Below are 17,984 nucleotides of genomic sequence, written 5' to 3'. Positions count from 1 at the left end.
GTGGAGTTCTCAGATGTGGGCAATGACGGTCTCGCCGCCGATCGTCGTCTGGCCGACGCGAACGATCGGCTCGATGCCCGGCGGCAGATAGAGGTCGGTGCGGCTGCCGAAGCGGATGATGCCGAAGCGCTCGCCCGCGGTGAAGAAGCTGCCCTCGGTGGCGCTGCACAGGATCCGGCGCGCGATCAGCCCGGCGATCTGCACCACCGCCATGGTTCGCCCGTCGGCCAGCCGCAGGGCCAGGGCGTTGCGCTCGTTCTTGTCGCTCGCCTTGTCCAGGCTGGCATTGACGAACTGGCCCTTGTGATAGGCGATCCGGGTGACCTCGGCGGCGACCGGCATGCGGTTCACATGCACGTCCAGCACCGAGAGGAAGATCGCCACCCGCCAGCGCGGCTCGATGCCGAGGCCGAGCTCCGGCGGCGGCGCCACCTGGATGATCGACACGATCTTGCCGTCGGCCGGCGCAACCACGGCGGCGGCGAGCAGCGGCGGCACCCGCTGCGGGTCGCGAAAGAAGTAAAAGCTGAACAGCAGGAACACGACCGCCAGCACGGCGACGGCCACGCACAGGCCCGACGGCAGCGCCAGGCCCAGCACCAGTGCCACCAGGGCGACGATCGCGGCCCCGATCAGGAACGGCCGGCCGGCGGGATGCGGCGGCGCCAGCACGAGTTTCAACGAATGTGTGAACGATGACATCGGTCGCGGTTCATGAATGGTTCACCTGATGCGGTCAAGCTGCCTCGGCGACAGGTGTAGAAGGCGGGCAGCGATGGCGGATGCGGATAAGATGACGTTCGGGTCGTTCAGTGTCGACGACCTCGGTCGGGTGGCGCTGGCGGCCGGAACCGTCGGCGGTTTCCTGTTCCAGTGGCGCGGACGACCGATTTCGCTGTCGATCACGGCGCCCGAGCCGGATGGCCGCCTGGATGACGGCCGGTCGCATTGCGAGGTCCGCATCACCGGTCGGGTCGGCCGGGTGCCCAGCACCGCGAATACACCGGACCGGCGGCCCGAGGCCTTCCAGCTTGCGGCAGCACTACGGACCCTGCTGCCGGAAGGCTGGGCCGTGCGGCTGCTCGCCGACCACATGCTGGAACTGCAGGCCGAGGAGCGGCTGCCGCTGCCGGCGCATGTCGGCGAGCTGCTGATCCCGGCGACCCGCTTCACCCTGGCGCTGGCCCCCTACCTGGACCTGCTGGAGGAGTGGGGAATGGGAATGATGGCCTAACTCTCAGGCGCCGCTACGGCTGGTCCCCCCGCTCAGGCGCCGCTACGGCTGGTCCCCCGCTCAAGCGCCGCTACGGCTGGCCGGAACCCCGCCGACCGGCAGCAGCACCGGGCGTATCCGCACCCGGCGCGTCGTCGTGGCGACGGGGAGTGCGGCATAGACATCCTTGACCGCCTCCACCACCAGCACGCCGGCGAGACGCGGGGTCACGTAGCGACCGGCGGCCTCGAGCATCGATCCGGCCCTGAGCACCGGACGCAGCCCGGTCGGCGGAACATAAAGCGCACCCTGCATGCGCTCGACGCGGAACAGGCAGCGCGCCAGCAGCCGCTCGATGCGGCCGGTCGAATACGGCGTGCCATCGGCGAACGGCGTGCTCTCGCTATGCGCCCACAGCCCGGTGCGGTTCGGCACGACGATCAGCACCCGACCGTCGCTGCGCAGCGCATGCCAGGCAGCCCGCAGCATGTCGCCCGCATGGGTGGCGCTCTCGAGCGCGTGGATCATCAGCACACGGTCGAACGCCAGATCGGAGAACGGCAGTGCGTCGTCCTGCACCAGGCATCGAGCGGGTGCTGCGGCCGGGGCACGCAGGGCCAGCCGGGCGAGCCAGGCCGCACTGCCGGCGCCACCGGTGGACGCATCGACGCACAGCAGCGCACGCTTCTGCCAGAGCGGGAGGAACGGCGTGGCATGGCCGATCCCGAGCACCGCCTGCCCCGCGAGATCCGGCCAGATCCGCAGCAGGTGCCGGCGCAGTTGCTGGACCGCCACCCGGCCGCGCCGGCTCGAATAGAAGTCGGCCACGGCCTGGACGTCGTCGAGCATCGTGCGGATATAGCATGGAGCCGCCGAACCGCGATCACGGCCGATCGCCGGGAGTTCCAGATGCCGTCCGCCACGCCACTCGCCGGTCATCCGACCGTGATCCCGATCCCGATCCTGTCCGACAATTATGCCTGGAGGCTGGTCGATCCCGCGTCCGGGGCGGTGGCCGTGGTCGACCCGGCCGATGCCGATGCGGTAATCGCAGCGCTTGAGAGCCCGGAGTTGGAGCAGGGACGCGGCCGGCTCGACCTCGTGCTGCTGACCCACCACCATTCGGACCACATCGCCGGCGCTGAGCAGGTCGCGCGGCATTTCGGGGCCCGGATGGTGGGTGCCGCGCAGGATGCGGCCCGTCTGCCGCCGCTCGATCTGGCGGTCTCGCCGGGCGACCACGTGAGGCTGGGCGAGTGGGTCGGCGAGGTGATCGACACCCCGGGGCACACGCGCGGCCACATCTCGTACTTTTTCCCCGCGAGCGGCGGTTCCCCGCCGATCCTGTTCTGCGCCGACACCCTGTTCAGCCTGGGCTGCGGCCGCTTGCTGGAGGGCACCGCCTCCGAGATGTTCTCGAGCCTGCAGCGCCTGGCGCGGCTGCCGGACGACACGCTGGTGTGCTGCGGCCACGAATACACCGAGAGCAACGCGCGGTTCGCGATGTCCCTCGGTAACGCCAGCGCCGCCTTGAACGAACGGGTACGGGAGGTGACAGGACTGCGCCGGGCGGGAACTCCCACTGTGCCGGTTCGTCTCGGACTGGAACGCGCCACCAACCCGTTTCTGATCGCCGACGACGTTTCCACCCTTGCCGCATTACGTTCCAGGAAAGATTCGTATCGATGAAGCTGCTGTACTCGCGAGCAAGTCCGTTCGCGCGCAAGGTGCGTGCCTGTGCCGTCGCACTCGGGATCGAGCGGCAGATCGAGCTGGTCGAGGTGGTGGCCGCCGATGCGCCCGCGGTGCTCACCGACGCCAACCCGCTCGGCAAGATCCCGACGCTGATCACCAATGGCAACTTCGCGATCTTCGACAGCGCGGTGATCTGCGAGTACTTGAACGGCACGTCCGACGTCATCCCGATTATCCCGCCGGGCGGCGCGCCGCGCTGGTTGTCGCTGCGCCTCGAGGCGATGGGCGACGGTCTCATGGAAGCTGCCGTGTTGCGCCGGCAGCTGATGCTGGTCGGCGGGCTGGACGCGCAGAGCGTGCTGCCGGAGCTCCAGCGGCTGGCGATCGCCCGCACCCTCGACAGGTTGGAGCGCGAGAAGCTGGGTCTGCATGTGGAGATCGGCGCGCTCTCGATCGCCTGCGCCCTGGGATATCTGGATTTTCGCTTTGCCGACGAGAATTGGCGCGAGGGCCATCCACGCCTGGCAGAGTGGTTCGCGGCGATCTCGAAGCACGAGTGCCTGAGCTCGACCGCGCCCGACGCCGGCTGAACCACCAGGGGTCCAGCCGGACAGAACGGAGCCTCAGGCGGCGAGGCTCGCCATGTCGATCACGAAGCGGTACTTCACGTCGCTGGAAATGACGCGCTCGTAGGCCTCGTTGATCTGGTCGATGTTGATGACCTCGATGTCGGACACGATGTTGTGCTCGGCGCAGAAGTCCAGCATCTCCTGGGTCTCGGGGATGCCGCCGATCAGCGAGCCCGCGAAGTTGCGACGCGGGAAGATGATCGAGAAGGCGTTCACCGCCAGCGGGTCCGACGGCGCGCCGACCTGCACCAGCGTGCCGTCACGCTTCAGCAGCGCCAGATAGGCGTTGATGTCGTGATTTGCCGACACGCAATCCAGGATGAAGTCGAACTGCCGCGCCTGTGACGCCATCTGGTCGGCGTCCTTGGAGATCACGACGTGGTGCGCGCCCAGCCGCTTCGCGTCCTCGGCCTTGTTCGGGCTGGTGGTGAACAGCGTGACTTCCGCGCCCATCGCATGCGCGATCTTCAGGCCCATGTGGCCCAGGCCGCCGAGACCGACGATGCCGACCTTCTGGCCGGGTCCGACCTTCCAGTGGCGCAGCGGCGAGTAGGTGGTGATGCCGGCGCAGAGCAGCGGCGCCACGGCGGCGAGCTCGAGGTTCTCCGGCACGCGCAGCACGAAGTTCTGGTCGACGACGATGCTCTTGGAGTAGCCGCCATAGGTGAACAGCCCGGGGGTCTTCTTGTCCGGCGAGGCGTAGGTGCCGGTGAAGCCGCCATCCTCGCAATACTGCTCGAGGCCTTCCTTGCAGCTCGGGCAGTGCTGGCAGCTATCGACCATGCAGCCGACGCCGGCGAGGTCGCCCGCCTTGAACCGGCTCACCCCGGAGCCGACCTCGACCACGCGGCCGACGATCTCGTGGCCGGGCACCACCGGGAAGTCCTTGTTGCCCCACTCGCCGCGGGCGGTGTGAATGTCGGAGTGGCAGACGCCGCAATACAGGATGTCGATGCGGATATCGTTCGGGCCCGGGTCGCGGCGCTCGAACGAGAATGGGGCGAGGGGCGTCTGGGCCGTCTGCGCGGCATAGCCGGTGCATGCAAACATGAAGTTCTCCTGAGGGTGGTCGGCGGCGGCGCCCGGGCCGGACGCCCGGCTTGAGGAGTGAGGCCGACGCGGCAGGTAGATGTGTGGCCGACGGACGCTTGCCAAGGCAAGTCGCCAGCCGGGATCCACGGTGATTTGCGCAGGCGTCCGGTGGTCATGCTAACCTGTCGAATGTCCATGACCGGGATGGAGGACCATTTGCCGGAAACCGATCGCCCGGTCGCGCCCGTCGTCATCAAGAAATACGCCAACCGCCGGCTCTATGACACCGAGAGCTCGATCTACATCACGCTCGACAGCCTGGCGGAGATGGTCCGCCGGAGCCGGGATTTCGTCGTGTTCGACGCCAAGACCGGCGACGACATCACCCGCAGCGTGCTCACCCAGATCATCGTCGAGGAGGAGACCAAGGGCCGCAACATGCTGCCCACGCTGTTCCTGCGGCAGCTGATCGGCTTCTACGGCGACAGCAAGCAGGGCCTGGTGCCGGGTTTCCTCGAGCACGTGATGGACCAGTTCGCAGCGCACCAGAGCGGCGTCGTCCGGCCGGCAGCGCCGGTGGCTGCGGTGCCGCCGCCGGCCCAGCGGGCGTCGAAAGCGGCCTCGCACCAGGCCGCAGCCGAGCCGGCGGCACGGCCGATCCTGGACCGCGCGAAAACCCTGTTGAACCCGTTCTACAAGCCCGATCCCGGGAGTGCCGAGCCGGCGCCCAGCTCTGCCGACGAGGCCCACCGCGCGGAGATCGAACGCCTGCAGGCGGAGATCGACCGGCTCAGCAAGGCACTTGCGGCCCAGCAGGCAAGATCATCGACCTAGCCTGGCTTGACGGGTAGCGTCGCGTGCGATGGCGGAGTGGCAGTCGTCCGCGGGCCGGTCGGAACGCGATCCGATCGATGGCTGCCGCCCGGCGACCAACGGCGGGCGCTTGAACGCGCCGCTCCCTGCATGCCGGGCACCAGGTCCGGCATGATCCGCGGCAACCGCGTGCCGGTCCGGGACGCTGCAATCCTGCACCAAGTCGGAGCCGAGCATGCTGCATGAAACCATCGACCTGTCCTTCGGGCGCGGTCATGTGCCGGTTCGGCTCACCGAGGGGCTGATCCCCACGATCATCCGCAAGCGGCCGCTGCCGAAGTTGCGCGACAACGACGCCGCCATTCGCGAGGCCTTCGCGCGGCCGGTGGGCGCGCCGCCGTTGTCGGAACTCGTGCGCGGTCGCAGCAGCGCCTGCATCCTGATCTGCGACATCACCCGGCCGGTACCGAACCGCCTGTTCCTGCGTCCGATGATCGAGACCATGCTCGCCGGCGGCATTCCGGCCGGGCGCATTACGGTGCTGGTCGCGACCGGCCTGCACCGTCCGAACGAAGGTGCGGAACTCGCCGAGCTGGTCGGCGACCCCTGGGTGCTGGACACGGTCCGCGTGGAAAACCATTTCGCGCGCGACGACGCCGCCCATGTCCATCTCGGGCGTACGGCAACACGTGGCACGCCGGTCGGCATCGACCGCCGTTTCGTGGAGGCGGATCTGCGTATCGCCACCGGGCTGGTCGAGCCGCATTTCATGGCCGGCTGGTCGGGCGGCCGCAAGGTCGTGGCACCGGGCGTCGCTCACCACGAGACCATCCGGACGTTCCACTCGGCCCGCTTCATGGAGGATCCGCTGGCGGTGCAGTGCAACCTCGTGGGCAATCCCCTGCACGAAGAGCAGCTCGAGATCGTCCGCATGCTGGGCGAGATCTACGCGCTGAACACCGTGCTCGACGAGGAACGCGACCTAGTCCACGTGACCTTCGGCGACATCATCGCGAGCCACGAGAATGCGGTCGCCTTCGTCAGCGACGCGACGCGGATCCCGGTGCCGCGTCGCTACAAGACGGTGGTCACGTCAGCCGCCGGTTATCCGCTCGACAAGACCTACTACCAGACGGTCAAGGGCATGGTGACGCCGCTCGATATCCTTGCCCCGGGCGGCACGCTGATCATCGCGTCGGAGTGCTCCGAGGGCTTCGGCTCCGACGAATTCCGGGCAGCGCAGACCCGGCTGGTCGGCATCGGCGCGGAACGGTTCCTCGCAACCCTGACGGCCAAGACGCTGGCGGACGTCGATGAGTGGCAGACCGAGATGCAGCTCAAGGCGATGCGCCTGGGACAGGTCCTGCTCTACACCACCGGTCTCGACACCGAGGAGCGGCGGATCACCGGCGTCGACCTGACCGGCGACATCAACAGCGCGATCGATGCGAGTGCGGCCCGCCATGGCGATCCGCACGTCGCGTTCGTGCCGGAAGGACCCTATGTGGTCCCGGTGTACGCGCCCGTATGACGCCTGGCGCGCGGTGTCCTGGCGGCCTGACGAACGGCGCTGTCGTCACCGCCGGGGTCGGATCACCGGTCAGGACGGTCTGATCAGGACCGCTCGGAAATCGTTGACGTTCGTCAGCGTCGGCCCGGTGACCACCTGGTCGCCGAGAGCTTCGAAGAACCCGTGTCCGTCATTGTCGGTAAGGCGTGCGCGCGCGCTGATCCCCTGAGCCGAGGCGCGAGCGAGCGTGTCGGGGGTGACGATGGCGCCGGCGACCTCTTCCGCGCCGTCCACCCCATCCGTGTCACCGGCCAGCACGAACACGCCCGGCCGGCCCGCGAGCTCGATGGCGGTCGATAGCAGGAACTCCACGTTCCGCCCGCCGCGACCGTGGCCGCGCACGGTGACCGTGGTTTCGCCGCCCGAGATCAGCACGCAGGGCGGCGGCGCAGGCTGGTGGTGCACCGAAACCTGCCGGGCAATCCCCGCCATGACACGACCGACGTCGGCGGCCTCGCCCTCGATCGCGTCACCCAGGATCAGCGGCGTGACGCCGGCCGCGCGCGCCACCGCAGCGGCCGCCTCCAACGACGTCTGTGGGGTCGCGATCACGTGCGTCACGGTGTTGAGAAAAGCCGCATCACCCGGTTTCGGCGTCTCCGCCGCGGGGTCCGCCAGGCGCGTGCGGATCGCGGCCGGGATCTCGATGCCGAAGCGCGCAAGGACCGCGGACGCGTCGGCCAGCGTGGTCGCGTCCGGTACCGTTGGGCCGGATGCGATCACCGACGGATCGTCGCCGGGCACGTCGGAAATCACCAGCGTCACCATCGGTGCCGGAGCGGCAGCGGCAGCGAGGCGGCCACCCTTGATCGCCGACAGGTGCTTGCGCACGCAGTTCATGTCGTGGATGCCGGCGCCGCTGCGCAGCAATGCACGGTTGATCGCCTGCTTGTCGGCCAGCGTCACGCCGTCACCCGGCAGCGACAGCAGCGCCGAGCCGCCGCCGGAGATCAGGCAGAGCACCAGGTCGTCCGGCCCGAGGCCCTGCACCAGCGCCAGGATGCGGGCGGCGGCCTGTTGCCCGGCGGCGTCCGGCACGGGATGGCTGGCCTCGACCACCTCGATACGCGGCAATGGCCCGACGCCATGACCGTAGCGGGTGACGACCAGGCCCGAGAGCGGACGGTCCGCCGGCCAGTGCGCTTCGACGGCACGCGCCATGGAGGCAGCCGCCTTGCCCGCGCCGACCACCACCGTCCGACCGCGCGGCGGCGCCGGCAGGTATCCCGGGATCACGTGGTCCGGATCTGCCGCCTCGATGGCAGCGTCGAACATCTGCCGCAGCAGCGCGCGCTCGTTCATGGTCTTTCCCTATGGACACGCCATCGGCGTTGCCGAGAGGCATCGGTGCCGGATCGGCCGCGCCCTGTAAGCTAGAGGGCGACGCCGTGTGCCCTACCGATCCTGTCCCGCCTTGTGTCTGGCGGCGACATCGTCGGCGATCCGCTGGTCGTCGGCGGGAGCCAGGCCGCTGATGCCGATGCCGCCGAGTGTCGCGCCGCTCTCGCTGGTAATCACGGCGCCGCCCGGCATGCCCGTCAGTGTCGGATCCGCAAAATAAGTGGCGGGCATGCCATCACGCAGCAGGCGCTCGTGGAAGGCGGTCGTGGAGACGCCGAGCCTGGCCGCGCTGTAGGCCTTGGCTTCCGACAACTTGACGCTGCGCACCGGCGCCCCGTCCATGCGGGTGAACGCGATCAGCGCGCCGCGCTCGTCGGTCACCGCGACGCAGGCCGGGCGCCCAACTGCATCAACCTGCGCAACGGCCTCCTCCAGAAGGCGGTGAGCGGCCATTCGATCGAGCTTCATGAAAACTGGAGCCTTTGAAAATGATGTGTCGGCATCGGTTCAATCGTGCCCGGTCCGATGGTTCGCAAGCAGTCGGGCCTGCGAACCATCACGGGCAATCCGTGACGCCCCGGCCCGGTCCTAGAACGCGTTCTTTTTCGGCAGATACTGCTCCAGCAGAACAAGATCCAGCTTGCCGAGCCGGTCGCTCGCGGTCATGGCCTGATGCCAGTATGGATACAGCAGCGGCAGCTTGCTGACGGCGTTCAACCGCTCCAGGTCGCTTGCGGTCAGCTTCAGATCGACCGCCTTGAGATTGGTCCGGAGCTGCTCCTCGTTGTTCGCGCCGATCACCACCGACGCCACCGCCGGGCGATGCAGCAGCCAGGCCAGGGCGACCTCGGCGGCAGAAACGCCGAGTTCCTCGGCAACCTCGACCAGCACCTCGATGATGTCATACAGCCGGGTCTCGTCACGGATAGGCGGCTCCGGCCATCCTGCGAAGTCGCGCCCGCCTTCCGGAGTGGCCTTGCCGCGACGGTACTGGCCTGACAGCAGACCGCCGGCGAGCGGGCTCCAGACCAGGACGCCCAGGCCCTGATCCAGCGAGATCGGAACCAGCTCGTATTCGGCTTCGCGCGCTTCGAGGGTGTAGTGGATCTGCTGGCTGATGAAGCGTGACGTGCCGGCCCGGTCGGCCGCTCCCAGCGCCTTCATCAGCTGCCAGCCGGTGAAGTTCGAGACGCCGACATAGCGGACCTTGCCCGACGTGACGAGCGCATCCAGCGCCGCCATGGTCTCCTCGACCGGCGTCAGGCCATCCCACTCGTGGCACTGGTAGAGATCGATGTGATCGACGCCGAGCCGCTTCAGGCTCGCCTCGCAGGCACGCATCAGATAGTGGCGCGACAGTCCCGCGTCGTTCGGGCTGGGTCCCATCGGGAACCGTGCCTTGGTGGCCACCAGGACGCGTCCGCGCTTGCCCTTGATCGCCTCGCCGACGATCTCCTCGGCGGTTCCGGACGAGTAGATGTCCGAGGTGTCGAGCATGTTGACGCCGGCATCGAGCGCGATATCGACGATGCGCGTCGCTTCGGACTGGTTGCTATTGCCGACATAGGAGAACCTCTCCTTGCCGCCGAACGTCATGGTGCCGAGGGTCAGGGCAGAAACCTTGAGACCGGAGCGGCCGAGTTGGCGATATTCCATCGTAGTGACCTCTTTCGTTGTCGCTGAAGCTTTGGTCGGATGCGCCGAGCGCTGCTACTTGATGATCCCGATCTTCTTGCGGTCGATCGTGATGAAGACCGCAGTGACCAGAACGATACCCTTGATGATGTTCTGAAAGTAGGGATCGACGCCGCCCATGTTCATGCCGCTCGACAGCAGCGTGATGATCAGCACGCCGAGCATGGTGCTGGTGATGCTGCCGAGACCACCGGTCAACGGCGTGCCGCCGACGACGACAGCCGCGATGACGTCGAGTTCGAGACCGAGACCGAGCTGCGACGTCGCGGCCATGGTGCGCGCGCCCTGCAGCAGGCCGGCCATGCCGCATAATGCTCCGAGGAGCACGTACATCAGGATCTTCACTCGCGTGACCGGGATGCCGGTCAGGATCGAGACACGCTCGCCGCCGCCGATCGCCCGGACCTCGCGACCGAAGACGGTGTAGTTGATGATCGCCCAGGCCACCGCCGCAAGCACCAAGCCGATCACGACTTCATGCGGAATGCCATAGGTGATGCCGGAATAGGCGTCGAGGAAGCCATCGTTATCGATCGATACCGGAGCGCCGCGCGTGAAGTACAGGACCAGGCCACGGTAAACCACCATCGTGCCCATCGTCGCGATGAAGGACGGCACCTTGCCCACCGACAGCAGCAGGCCGTTCAGGCAACCGCAGAGTGCGCCGACCGCGATTGCCGGGACGATCGCCCATACGCCGAGTTTGGTTGCCGTCATGGCCGCCACGAGCGCCGACACGGCCACGATCGCACCGACCGAGATGTCGATCGACCCGGCCATGATGATGAACGTCATGCCCAGTGCCGCGACCAGCAGAACGGTGCCCTGCTCCAGGACGGTCGACAGATTGTCGAGCGACAGGAAGCGCGGCGACATGGCGGTGAAGACCGCCACCAGGACGACGAGGAAGATGAGCGGAAACCCTCGCCGCAGCATTTCGATCCGCGGAGCCTTCCAGCTGTTCGCGGGGGCGCCCGTCTTGCCCAAGGCGGTTGCCGTGCTGATCTCGTTCATCATCATGCCTCAGGTCATGTACTTCACGATGTCATGCTCTTCGACGCCATCCATCGTGGCGAATTCGCGGGCGACCACACCCTGCCGGAGCACGACGAGACGGTCCGACATGCCGATCAGTTCGGGCATGTCCTCGGACGACAGCAGGATGGCCAGGCCCTCTGTCGCCTTCTGGCGCATGAGCCCGTAGATCTCGACGCGGGCGCCCATGTCCACGCCGCGCGTCGGGTTGTTCAGCAGGAGCAGTGTCGGGCCGACGGCCAGGCATTTTCCGAGCACGACTTTCTGCATGTTGCCGCCCGACAGCGAGCGGCATGGCGCGTCGGCGCTCGACGTCCGGATGCCGATCTGCCTGATCAGGTCGTCGGAGATGGCACGCGCACGCGTCTTGTCAAAGAACGGTCCGCGCTTCGGCGGCCGGGCCATCACGAGATTGTCGAGCACGCTGAAGCCGGCGATCAAACCCTCATTGCCCCGATCCCCGGGAAGATGGGCGATGCCGTCATGCCAGGCGGTGCGCGGCGTGCGGGGATGATAATCCTTGCCCTCAAGCTCCAGGGCGCCATGACGCAATGCCTCGTCCCCGACGATGCCGGCAAAAAGCGCCTCCGCACCTGCACCCTTGAGGCCCGCGAGGCCGACGATCTCGCCGCGCCTGACCTCGATGCTGAGATCGTTCAATTCCCGCCCGACCGCCACCTCCCGTGCGCGCAGGATGGCAGGTGCTGCGAGACCGGTCGCCGACGAGCGCGGCGGATAGGTGCCGTGCGACAGGTCGCGCCCGACCATCAGGCGGTGGATCTCGTTGGCTTCGATCGTCTTGGAGCCATAGGAGCCGACGAAGCGGCCGTCCTTCAGGATCGTCAGGTCGTCGGCTGCGGCCAGCACCTCGCTCAGGTGATGCGACACGAAGCCGATCGTCATGCCCTGCGACTTCAATTCCTGCATCACGGTCAGGACCGCGTCCACCTCGCGATGATCGAGATAGGCGGTGGACTCGTCGAGCAGGAGGGTGTTGGGATCGGACGAGATGGCGCGGGCGATCTCGATGCATTTCAGCTCGCCGAGATTGAGCCGGTCGATGTTGGTCGAGACCGAGATCTTGACGCCGATCCGGTCGAGCGCTGCCTGCGCCACCGCCGCCATCGCCTTGCGCTTCATGATGCCGAGCGGGCCGGCGTAACGGCGGAGAGATCCGATGAAGATGTTCTCGGCGATCGTCAGCGACCGGTTGATCGTGATTTCCTGATGAACCAGCGCCACACCTTGCGACGTGGCGTCGACCAGGGATTGCGGCGCATAGGGCGCGTCGTTCAGCCTCATTTCGCCGCTGTCCGGACGCACGGCGCCACTGAGCATGCGGAGAGTCGTGGATTTGCCGGCGCCGTTCTCGCCGACGATGGCATGCACCCTACCCGCGCGCAGGGTAATCGAAACGTCGTCGGCCGCACGGGTCGGGCCATACTGCTTGTTCAGACCGACTGCAACGAGCGTCATGGAGTCCAACCGTGCAAGAAGTAACGAAATAACAGGGAGCGCCGCACGCCGCGGACGGCGTGCGGCCGACTTCCGGGAAAGTTAGTTCGAGTAATGGATATCGAACGCCGGGGACAACGGCGCGTCCTTGTTGAAGACCTTCGAATGCGCCTTGAAGTCGTAGTTGGGCTGACCGCCCGGGAAGTCCTTCTCGAAGCGAGGAACATCGGCCGTCGTCATCGGCAGCAGCTTCAGCTTGATGTTTGCCTGATCCGCAGGAAGCTTGAAACCGTGGAGATAGTTATACATGATCTCCAGCCCGATGCCGCCCTGAACCCAGTGGCCGCCGATGTCGAACACCTGCTCGCCGTTCTTCACTTCCTCGACGTTCTCGGGATTGAGATCCATGCCGACGACCATGACGTCCTTGCCGGGCACCTTGCCCTTGCTCTTCAACGCCGCAAGCACGCCCATCGCCGTCGGATCGTTGCCGCACCAGACACCCTTGATGTCGGGATGGCCCTGGTAGAGCGACTCGAACGCCGTCTGCGACTGGTCGCGGACGAAGTTGCCGTCGACCTCGCCCACGATCGTGACGTTGCCGTCTTCATCGACAGCCTTCTGGAAACCCTTGCGCCGGTCGATCGCGACCGACGTGCCGGCGGTTCCGTTGACGACGCCGATCATCTTCTTGCCGTCCGGGCCTGGCTTGACCGTAGCGAGCAGGGCCTTGCCCATGCGGTAACCGGAGTCGGCATCGCTCGGGCCCACGAACGCGATGTAGTTGGTGTGGTCCCCGGACAGCGGGGCGAAGGTCGGATAGGTGTCGACGATGATGACGGGAATGTTGGCGCGCTTGGCGAACCTGATCGTGGCGGGTGCGGTCGACCAGTATCCGACCGAGATGATGCCGTCGACCTTGCGGGCGACGAGATCCTGCGCAGCCTGGGTCATCTGATCCGGCTTGTTGTCGGCGTTCAGCACGATCAGGTGCACGCCGAGCTGGGCTGCACCCGTCTGCAGGAACGCAACGTCCCTGTTCCAGAACTGGGAGTCCAAGGTCGGCACGACGATGCCGATCGTCGGCTCGTCGGCTGCGATGGCGGCGGAAGAGACGCCGCACAGCATGGCTGCGGCAATCATGGTCTTATTGGTTTTTGACAGGCCGGACATGTTCCGATCCCTCTACGTTTCTTGGTTGATGCCGCTCGACTTCGCCGACGGCAATGTTTTTCGATCCAGTATTTACAGCGACATCCGGAGAAGGCGTCGCATCTACCGATTCAGCTGCGACGCGCGCCGGCTCGGCAGCCTTGTGTTTTGCGCCGACATCGCCGACCCGGCAGATGATCGTCGACAGCCCATTCTTTATCGGGACCGCTGGCGGGCCCGTATCGACCGAAAAGCGTAGGTGCGATGCTCGCACTCATTGTCTGTTTCCCCAAGCGGCCGGGTCTAACTTGCCTGGCCTGCTCATGAATAAAATGCCCGTTTCGGCGCTTGTTGTCATCAACAGATGACGTCTTGATCGCATTATTTAACTAAAAAGTCGAAGCCGGATCCGAAGACGGTATTATAAAGTGAAATTCGAGCGTTCACTTCAACTTGATGCTTCAAATCCGGCGTTCGTCATCGTGATCGAACATGTTTCACCGGCGTAATGCCTCCATGTTGATACAACAGTCGGGTTGCCCGCCCGACAACACGGCCAGGACGTTGCGCGATACGATCTCACCCATCTGAAGCCTCGTCCCCTCCGTAGCGGAGGCGATGTGCGGCACGATGACCACGTTCGGCAGGTCGACCAGGCCAGGGGCAAGTACGGGCTCATCCTCGAACACATCGAGTGCCGCGCCCCAGATACGGTTTTCGCGCAACGCCTCGACAAGCGCCTTTTCGTCGATGACCGGCCCACGGCTGGCATTGATCAGGATGGCGGTCGACTTCATCCGCGCGAGCTCGCCTGCACCGATGTAGTGGCGGGTCTCGGGCAGGAGCGGGACGTGCAGTGTCAGGAAATCCGATCGCGCCAGGAGTTCATCCTTGCTGACGAACCGCGCGCCGCTCTCGTCCTCGATGGCGCGGTTCGGCTCCACGTCGCTGTAGATGATCTCCATGTTGAACCCACGTGCCTTGCGGGCAACGTTGCGTCCGATCCTGCCTGCACCGGCAATGCCAAGGACCTTGTGATCGACGTCGGCACCGATGAAGAACATCGGCTTCCATCCGTCCCAGCGTCCTTCACGCAGATAACGTTCGGCTTCGGGGATACGGCGCGCCATCGCCAGAAGCAGCGCAATGGTGTGCGTCGCCGTTGCATCGTCGAGCACGCCGGGGGTGTTGGTGAGTGCGACACCACGTTCCGTGGCAGCCGGCACGTCGAAATTGTTCGTGCCCACTGCGTAGTTCGCGACGATGCGGCAGCCTGGTCCGGCCGCGTCGAGAAGCTGTCCGTCGATGCGATCGGTCAGCAACGAAACGATGGCGGCACAGCCGGCGACGTTATGACGGAGCTCCTCGGGGGAGAGCGCGCGATCCTCCGGATTGACGGTGACGTCGTGCTCCGCCTCGAGTGCCTCGATCGTGGCACGGGGTATCGCCCGCGTGATGTAGATCTTCTGCCTCATCGATCATGTCTCGTCTGGTAAGCGGCAGCGGCGATGCCGGCGCTGTTGGTCCGGTCGTTACGTGTTCGTGTTGTCGACGATGGGTCTGCCGATCTCATGATTGGCCAGCAGTTCGATCGCGCGCACCATCGACGAATGATCGTCGCGGCCGCCGCCATGTGACTCGCACGCGCTGAACAGCGATCGGGCGAGGGCCGTCGCGGGGAGCGAAACGCCCAGGAGGCGGGCGTTCTCGAGCGCCAGGTTGAGATCCTTCTGGTGCAATTCGACGCGGAAACCAGGCGTGAAATTGCGCTTGATCATCCGCTCGCCATGCACCTCGAGCACCCGGGAATTGGCGAAGCCGCCGAGCAGCGCCTCGCGCACGCGGGCCGGGTCGGCGCCTGCGCGAGAGGCGAACACCAAAGCCTCGGACACGGCCTCGATCGTGAGTGCCACGATGATCTGGTTGGCGACCTTCGTCGTCTGGCCGGCACCGTGCTCGCCAACCAGGTTGATGTTCCGCCCCATCAGCGCGAAGAGTGGCTTGACGCGCTCGAACAGCTCCGCCGGACCGCCGACCATGATGGTAAGCGATGCTGCCTTCGCACCGACTTCACCGCCCGATACCGGCGCATCGAGGCACCCGATCCCACGCTCGCCAAGGCGGGCTGCGAACTGCTTGCTCGCCAGCGGCGAGATGGAGCTCATGTCGACGACGATCGAGCCGGGCTTGGCTGTTTCCATCACACCGGCCGGGCCGAACAGAACGGCTTCGACGTCCGGCGTGTCCGGCACCATCGTGATGATGACTTCGGCGTCCATGGCCGCTTCGGCCGCACTCGCGCATTTCACCACGTCGCCGTCGCCCATTCCCGACGGCACACCGGAACGGCTCGCGAGGCGAACCCGATGGCCGGCCTTGATCAGGTGTTCTGCCATCGGGCGCCCCATGACGCCCAGGCCGATGAATGCGATGTTCAAAGAGTGTTCCCCCTGCTTCTGGCCGCGCGTGATCTCGGCGGCGTCGTCGTTTGCGCGGCGGTGCTGTAGACGGATTCCGAAATGGCGTTTGCTGCGGCCACGACTTGCGCTGCAAGCGCCTTCAGGCGCGCGTCGCCGACCTGTTCCAACGTGCCGACCGCGCTGATGGCGGCCACGATCACACCGTCGCGATCGCGGATCGGCGCGGCGATGCAGCGACAATTCGGCGCCTGTTCCTCGTCATCGAGCGCCCAGCCCCGGCGCCGGACCTCGCCGAGATCGAGACGGAAATCCGCCGCGTTCATGACTGTCTTCGGCATCCGCTTCTCGAATGCGAGCTTTGCGATCACCTCGTCGAGCATGTCGGGCGCCAACCATGCGACCAGGCTCTTGCCGAGGGCGCTGCAACTGACCGGGAAACGCTGGCCGACATGGGACTTGACGATGATGTCCTGCGCACCCTCGACGCGTGCAAGATAAACCGCCTCGCCGTTCTCGTACACGCCGAGATGGCACGTGAGTTGGATCTGCCTCGCGAAGTCGCGGAGGATCGGGATCGCGTCCCGTTGAACGTCGTTGCTCTCGTTTGCAAGACCGGCGAGCTCCAGCAACTTCAGTCCCAGACCATAGCCGCCGAGCGCCCGCTTTTTGATCAGGCCGAGTTCGCACATTGTCGAGATGAGGTGATGGGTCGAACTTTTCGGCAGGCCGAGCCGCTCCTGCAGCCCGGTAAACCCCAGCCCGGGTTCGCGTGCGACCGCCTCCAAGAGCGCCACACCCTTGCCCAGCGCAGGAACCTTCAAACTCGAAACGTTTTCCACTTTGTTCATTACCTGGAACTCAAGTTCCTTGTTGGGCTGAAGCTGCTCGTATCCAATTCGGCTGTCAACGACCTCCAGTCAGTAATCTGTCGTCCGCTTCCCAAGGTGAGTTCTTGTGCAGTGCAAAACTTTTCCGGTCACGTGTGTCCGGCGCTGATCGAAAAGCCGGTGTCGACGCATCGCTCTGTTGCGTTGGTTGGCATGACCCGTGTCCCCGAAAAGGTTCCGACGCGTGACACCTTCCGAAAGACGGGGCGACAATTTCTCGTGTCAGGCTCCAAAGACGGGGACCCAGACGATATGCAATCGAAGAGGAGCTGACGAATATACAGTCGACGTAAACCGGTCCGGTACCGTAACGGAACTTGTGGGATCCCGGGTTATGACTTGCAGCCGTCGAGCGCAGGATATCGTCGGCAGACGGAGTTCCCGTCTGCAGGGCTCAGTGAGAGGCGCATCCAGACCTGGATGCCATCGTGACGGCGCCTTACCAGGCACCCTATCGATGGACGTTTCCGAAAACTAAAGTTGCCGTCGATCAAAAGACCTTAGGTCAATTATCATCAATACGACAAAGCAACGACTGAGCTCGGAGAGAAACGCGGCATTGTCAGCTTCTGTGCAAGCGTAATGTTCAGAACCTGATTGGATAGATTTCCGGGCACGCTGCATCACACACCGATCTGGCCTATCCGAGCGTTTACGGTTGGGCCTGCGACGTCTGGCATGGAGCCTGATCGTCTATGGTGGAATTAATCCGGGATGCTGCGTTCTGGTGGGTGGAACTGAAGCTGCTGGCTGGGTTGGAGGCCAGCAGCTCATGACACAAGCCTACTCATCAGTTTTGGCTGAACGTGTTGTCGGCATTGCTTGGAATGGCCATAGATGCCCCGAGATGGTCAGGACATCCGTCGTGGGCGTGGCAATGTGGTCCCGTGGTCGCGGTGTCGAAAGCCATCGGCAGCGTGGGCCTCAAACCGCGAGGCAACTGGCGTTGCCTGCTGCTGTTCGGGACGGGTCAAGCGAGCCTGGTGGCAGAGTGAGTTGCGGCGCGGTGTGGGTCTTCCTGGCCGTCGATGTGCTTGGAAAGAAGCC

General features: G+C 65.7%; 18 protein-coding genes. 6 read left to right on the top strand and 12 right to left on the bottom strand.

The window, feature by feature from the left end; genetic code table 11:
* Window positions 1-9: 9 nt before the first annotated feature.
* On the bottom strand, window positions 10-702 hold the full coding sequence (locus ACOEQ2_RS03425; protein WP_419729985.1) for a phosphatidylserine decarboxylase: 693 nt from the start codon (window positions 700-702) through the stop codon (window positions 10-12).
* A 91-nt stretch (window positions 703-793) separates the two neighbouring features.
* Between ACOEQ2_RS03425 and ACOEQ2_RS03420 the strand changes: the two genes are divergently transcribed.
* On the top strand, window positions 794-1,234 hold the full coding sequence (locus tag ACOEQ2_RS03420; RefSeq protein WP_419729984.1) for a hypothetical protein: 441 nt from the start codon (window positions 794-796) through the stop codon (window positions 1,232-1,234).
* 60 nt (window positions 1,235-1,294) lie between these two features.
* Here the strand turns inward: ACOEQ2_RS03420 and ACOEQ2_RS03415 are convergent, their stop codons facing one another.
* Window positions 1,295-2,152 carry a methyltransferase type 11 gene (locus tag ACOEQ2_RS03415; RefSeq protein WP_419729983.1) on the bottom strand — a complete coding sequence of 286 codons (858 nt, stop codon included), beginning with the start codon at window positions 2,150-2,152 and terminating at the stop codon, window positions 1,295-1,297.
* On the opposite strand from ACOEQ2_RS03415, the gene gloB reads away from it, so the two are divergent.
* Both gloB and ACOEQ2_RS03405 read left to right on the top strand, forming a co-directional pair.
* Window positions 2,123-2,902, top strand: coding sequence for a hydroxyacylglutathione hydrolase (gene gloB / locus ACOEQ2_RS03410; RefSeq protein ID WP_419729982.1), 780 nt, complete (start codon window positions 2,123-2,125; stop codon window positions 2,900-2,902). The two genes, ACOEQ2_RS03415 and gloB, sit on opposite strands and share 30 nt — an antisense overlap.
* The gene (locus tag ACOEQ2_RS03405) at window positions 2,899-3,498 is read left to right on the top strand and encodes a glutathione S-transferase family protein (RefSeq protein WP_419729981.1); all 600 of its coding nucleotides are present in this window, start codon (window positions 2,899-2,901) and stop codon (window positions 3,496-3,498) included. Before gloB ends, ACOEQ2_RS03405 begins: the two co-directional genes overlap by 4 nt.
* A gap of 33 nt (window positions 3,499-3,531) precedes the next feature.
* Here the strand turns inward: ACOEQ2_RS03405 and ACOEQ2_RS03400 are convergent, their stop codons facing one another.
* Window positions 3,532-4,587, bottom strand: coding sequence for an NAD(P)-dependent alcohol dehydrogenase (locus ACOEQ2_RS03400; RefSeq protein WP_419729980.1), 1,056 nt, complete (start codon window positions 4,585-4,587; stop codon window positions 3,532-3,534).
* 177 nt (window positions 4,588-4,764) lie between these two features.
* On the opposite strand from ACOEQ2_RS03400, the gene phaR reads away from it, so the two are divergent.
* Together phaR and larA are read left to right on the top strand one after the other, a co-directional pair.
* Window positions 4,765-5,403 carry a polyhydroxyalkanoate synthesis repressor PhaR gene (phaR, locus tag ACOEQ2_RS03395; protein WP_419729979.1) on the top strand — a complete coding sequence of 213 codons (639 nt, stop codon included), beginning with the start codon at window positions 4,765-4,767 and terminating at the stop codon, window positions 5,401-5,403.
* A gap of 214 nt (window positions 5,404-5,617) precedes the next feature.
* Entirely contained in the window at window positions 5,618-6,913 is a 1,296-nt protein-coding gene (gene larA, locus ACOEQ2_RS03390; RefSeq protein WP_419729978.1) for a nickel-dependent lactate racemase, read from the top strand.
* Between the two features lie 69 nt (window positions 6,914-6,982).
* Here larA and ACOEQ2_RS03385 read toward each other — a convergent pair whose 3' ends face one another.
* The 6 genes from ACOEQ2_RS03385 to ACOEQ2_RS03360 form a co-directional block, all read right to left on the bottom strand.
* A complete protein-coding gene (locus tag ACOEQ2_RS03385) occupies window positions 6,983-8,254 on the bottom strand; it encodes a glycerate kinase type-2 family protein (RefSeq protein WP_419729977.1) in 1,272 nt (423 codons plus the stop codon).
* Window positions 8,255-8,347: 93 nt separating this feature from the next.
* Window positions 8,348-8,761, bottom strand: coding sequence for a GlcG/HbpS family heme-binding protein (locus ACOEQ2_RS03380; RefSeq protein WP_419729976.1), 414 nt, complete (start codon window positions 8,759-8,761; stop codon window positions 8,348-8,350).
* A gap of 120 nt (window positions 8,762-8,881) precedes the next feature.
* Window positions 8,882-9,949 (bottom strand): aldo/keto reductase, encoded by a 1,068-nt coding sequence (locus ACOEQ2_RS03375; RefSeq protein ID WP_419729975.1) that lies wholly within the window; start codon window positions 9,947-9,949, stop codon window positions 8,882-8,884.
* A 54-nt stretch (window positions 9,950-10,003) separates the two neighbouring features.
* Window positions 10,004-11,008: an ABC transporter permease gene (locus tag ACOEQ2_RS03370; RefSeq protein ID WP_419729974.1), complete on the bottom strand. Its 1,005-nt coding sequence runs from the start codon at window positions 11,006-11,008 to the stop codon at window positions 10,004-10,006.
* A gap of 3 nt (window positions 11,009-11,011) precedes the next feature.
* A complete protein-coding gene (locus ACOEQ2_RS03365; RefSeq protein ID WP_419729973.1) occupies window positions 11,012-12,499 on the bottom strand; it encodes a sugar ABC transporter ATP-binding protein in 1,488 nt (495 codons plus the stop codon).
* 81 nt (window positions 12,500-12,580) lie between these two features.
* Window positions 12,581-13,546 (bottom strand): ABC transporter substrate-binding protein, encoded by a 966-nt coding sequence (locus tag ACOEQ2_RS03360; RefSeq protein ID WP_419729972.1) that lies wholly within the window; start codon window positions 13,544-13,546, stop codon window positions 12,581-12,583.
* Window positions 13,547-13,550: 4 nt separating this feature from the next.
* Between ACOEQ2_RS03360 and ACOEQ2_RS03355 the strand changes: the two genes are divergently transcribed.
* On the top strand, window positions 13,551-13,889 hold the full coding sequence (locus ACOEQ2_RS03355) for a hypothetical protein (protein ID WP_419729971.1): 339 nt from the start codon (window positions 13,551-13,553) through the stop codon (window positions 13,887-13,889).
* A 238-nt stretch (window positions 13,890-14,127) separates the two neighbouring features.
* On the opposite strand, the gene ACOEQ2_RS03350 is transcribed toward ACOEQ2_RS03355, so the two are convergent.
* From ACOEQ2_RS03350 to ACOEQ2_RS03340, 3 genes are read right to left on the bottom strand one after another with little or no spacing between them, the layout of a single operon-like run.
* Complete coding sequence (locus tag ACOEQ2_RS03350; protein WP_419729970.1) at window positions 14,128-15,105, bottom strand: 2-hydroxyacid dehydrogenase; 978 nt, start codon at window positions 15,103-15,105, stop codon at window positions 14,128-14,130.
* Window positions 15,106-15,162: 57 nt separating this feature from the next.
* Complete coding sequence (locus tag ACOEQ2_RS03345; RefSeq protein WP_419729969.1) at window positions 15,163-16,038, bottom strand: 2-hydroxy-3-oxopropionate reductase; 876 nt, start codon at window positions 16,036-16,038, stop codon at window positions 15,163-15,165.
* Window positions 16,039-16,064: 26 nt separating this feature from the next.
* Entirely contained in the window at window positions 16,065-16,898 is an 834-nt protein-coding gene (locus tag ACOEQ2_RS03340) for an IclR family transcriptional regulator (protein ID WP_419729968.1), read from the bottom strand.
* Between the last annotated feature and the right edge of the window lie 1,086 nt (window positions 16,899-17,984).

Source organism: Lichenicola sp. (assembly GCF_965198575.1).
GTDB lineage: Bacteria > Pseudomonadota > Alphaproteobacteria > Acetobacterales > Acetobacteraceae > Lichenicola.
The sequence above is the reverse complement of the archived record's forward strand: the minus strand, read 5'-3'. Positions and strand labels throughout refer to the sequence as shown.

Coding starts and splice junctions, on each gene's coding strand:
- ACOEQ2_RS03340 (WP_419729968.1), bottom strand. CDS start 16,898: ATGAACAAAGTGGAAAACGTTTCGAGTTTGAAGGTTCCTGCGCTGGGC.
- ACOEQ2_RS03415 (WP_419729983.1), bottom strand. CDS start 2,152: ATGACCGGCGAGTGGCGTGGCGGACGGCATCTGGAACTCCCGGCGATC.
- ACOEQ2_RS03425 (WP_419729985.1), bottom strand. CDS start 702: ATGTCATCGTTCACACATTCGTTGAAACTCGTGCTGGCGCCGCCGCAT.
- ACOEQ2_RS03375 (WP_419729975.1), bottom strand. CDS start 9,949: ATGGAATATCGCCAACTCGGCCGCTCCGGTCTCAAGGTTTCTGCCCTG.
- ACOEQ2_RS03355 (WP_419729971.1), top strand. CDS start 13,551: ATGCCGATCGTCGGCTCGTCGGCTGCGATGGCGGCGGAAGAGACGCCG.
- ACOEQ2_RS03405 (WP_419729981.1), top strand. CDS start 2,899: ATGAAGCTGCTGTACTCGCGAGCAAGTCCGTTCGCGCGCAAGGTGCGT.
- larA (WP_419729978.1), top strand. CDS start 5,618: ATGCTGCATGAAACCATCGACCTGTCCTTCGGGCGCGGTCATGTGCCG.
- ACOEQ2_RS03365 (WP_419729973.1), bottom strand. CDS start 12,499: ATGACGCTCGTTGCAGTCGGTCTGAACAAGCAGTATGGCCCGACCCGT.
- phaR (WP_419729979.1), top strand. CDS start 4,765: ATGACCGGGATGGAGGACCATTTGCCGGAAACCGATCGCCCGGTCGCG.
- ACOEQ2_RS03420 (WP_419729984.1), top strand. CDS start 794: ATGACGTTCGGGTCGTTCAGTGTCGACGACCTCGGTCGGGTGGCGCTG.
- ACOEQ2_RS03370 (WP_419729974.1), bottom strand. CDS start 11,008: ATGATGATGAACGAGATCAGCACGGCAACCGCCTTGGGCAAGACGGGC.
- gloB (WP_419729982.1), top strand. CDS start 2,123: ATGCCGTCCGCCACGCCACTCGCCGGTCATCCGACCGTGATCCCGATC.
- ACOEQ2_RS03350 (WP_419729970.1), bottom strand. CDS start 15,105: ATGAGGCAGAAGATCTACATCACGCGGGCGATACCCCGTGCCACGATC.
- ACOEQ2_RS03400 (WP_419729980.1), bottom strand. CDS start 4,587: ATGTTTGCATGCACCGGCTATGCCGCGCAGACGGCCCAGACGCCCCTC.
- ACOEQ2_RS03380 (WP_419729976.1), bottom strand. CDS start 8,761: ATGAAGCTCGATCGAATGGCCGCTCACCGCCTTCTGGAGGAGGCCGTT.
- ACOEQ2_RS03385 (WP_419729977.1), bottom strand. CDS start 8,254: ATGAACGAGCGCGCGCTGCTGCGGCAGATGTTCGACGCTGCCATCGAG.
- ACOEQ2_RS03345 (WP_419729969.1), bottom strand. CDS start 16,038: ATGGGGCGCCCGATGGCAGAACACCTGATCAAGGCCGGCCATCGGGTT.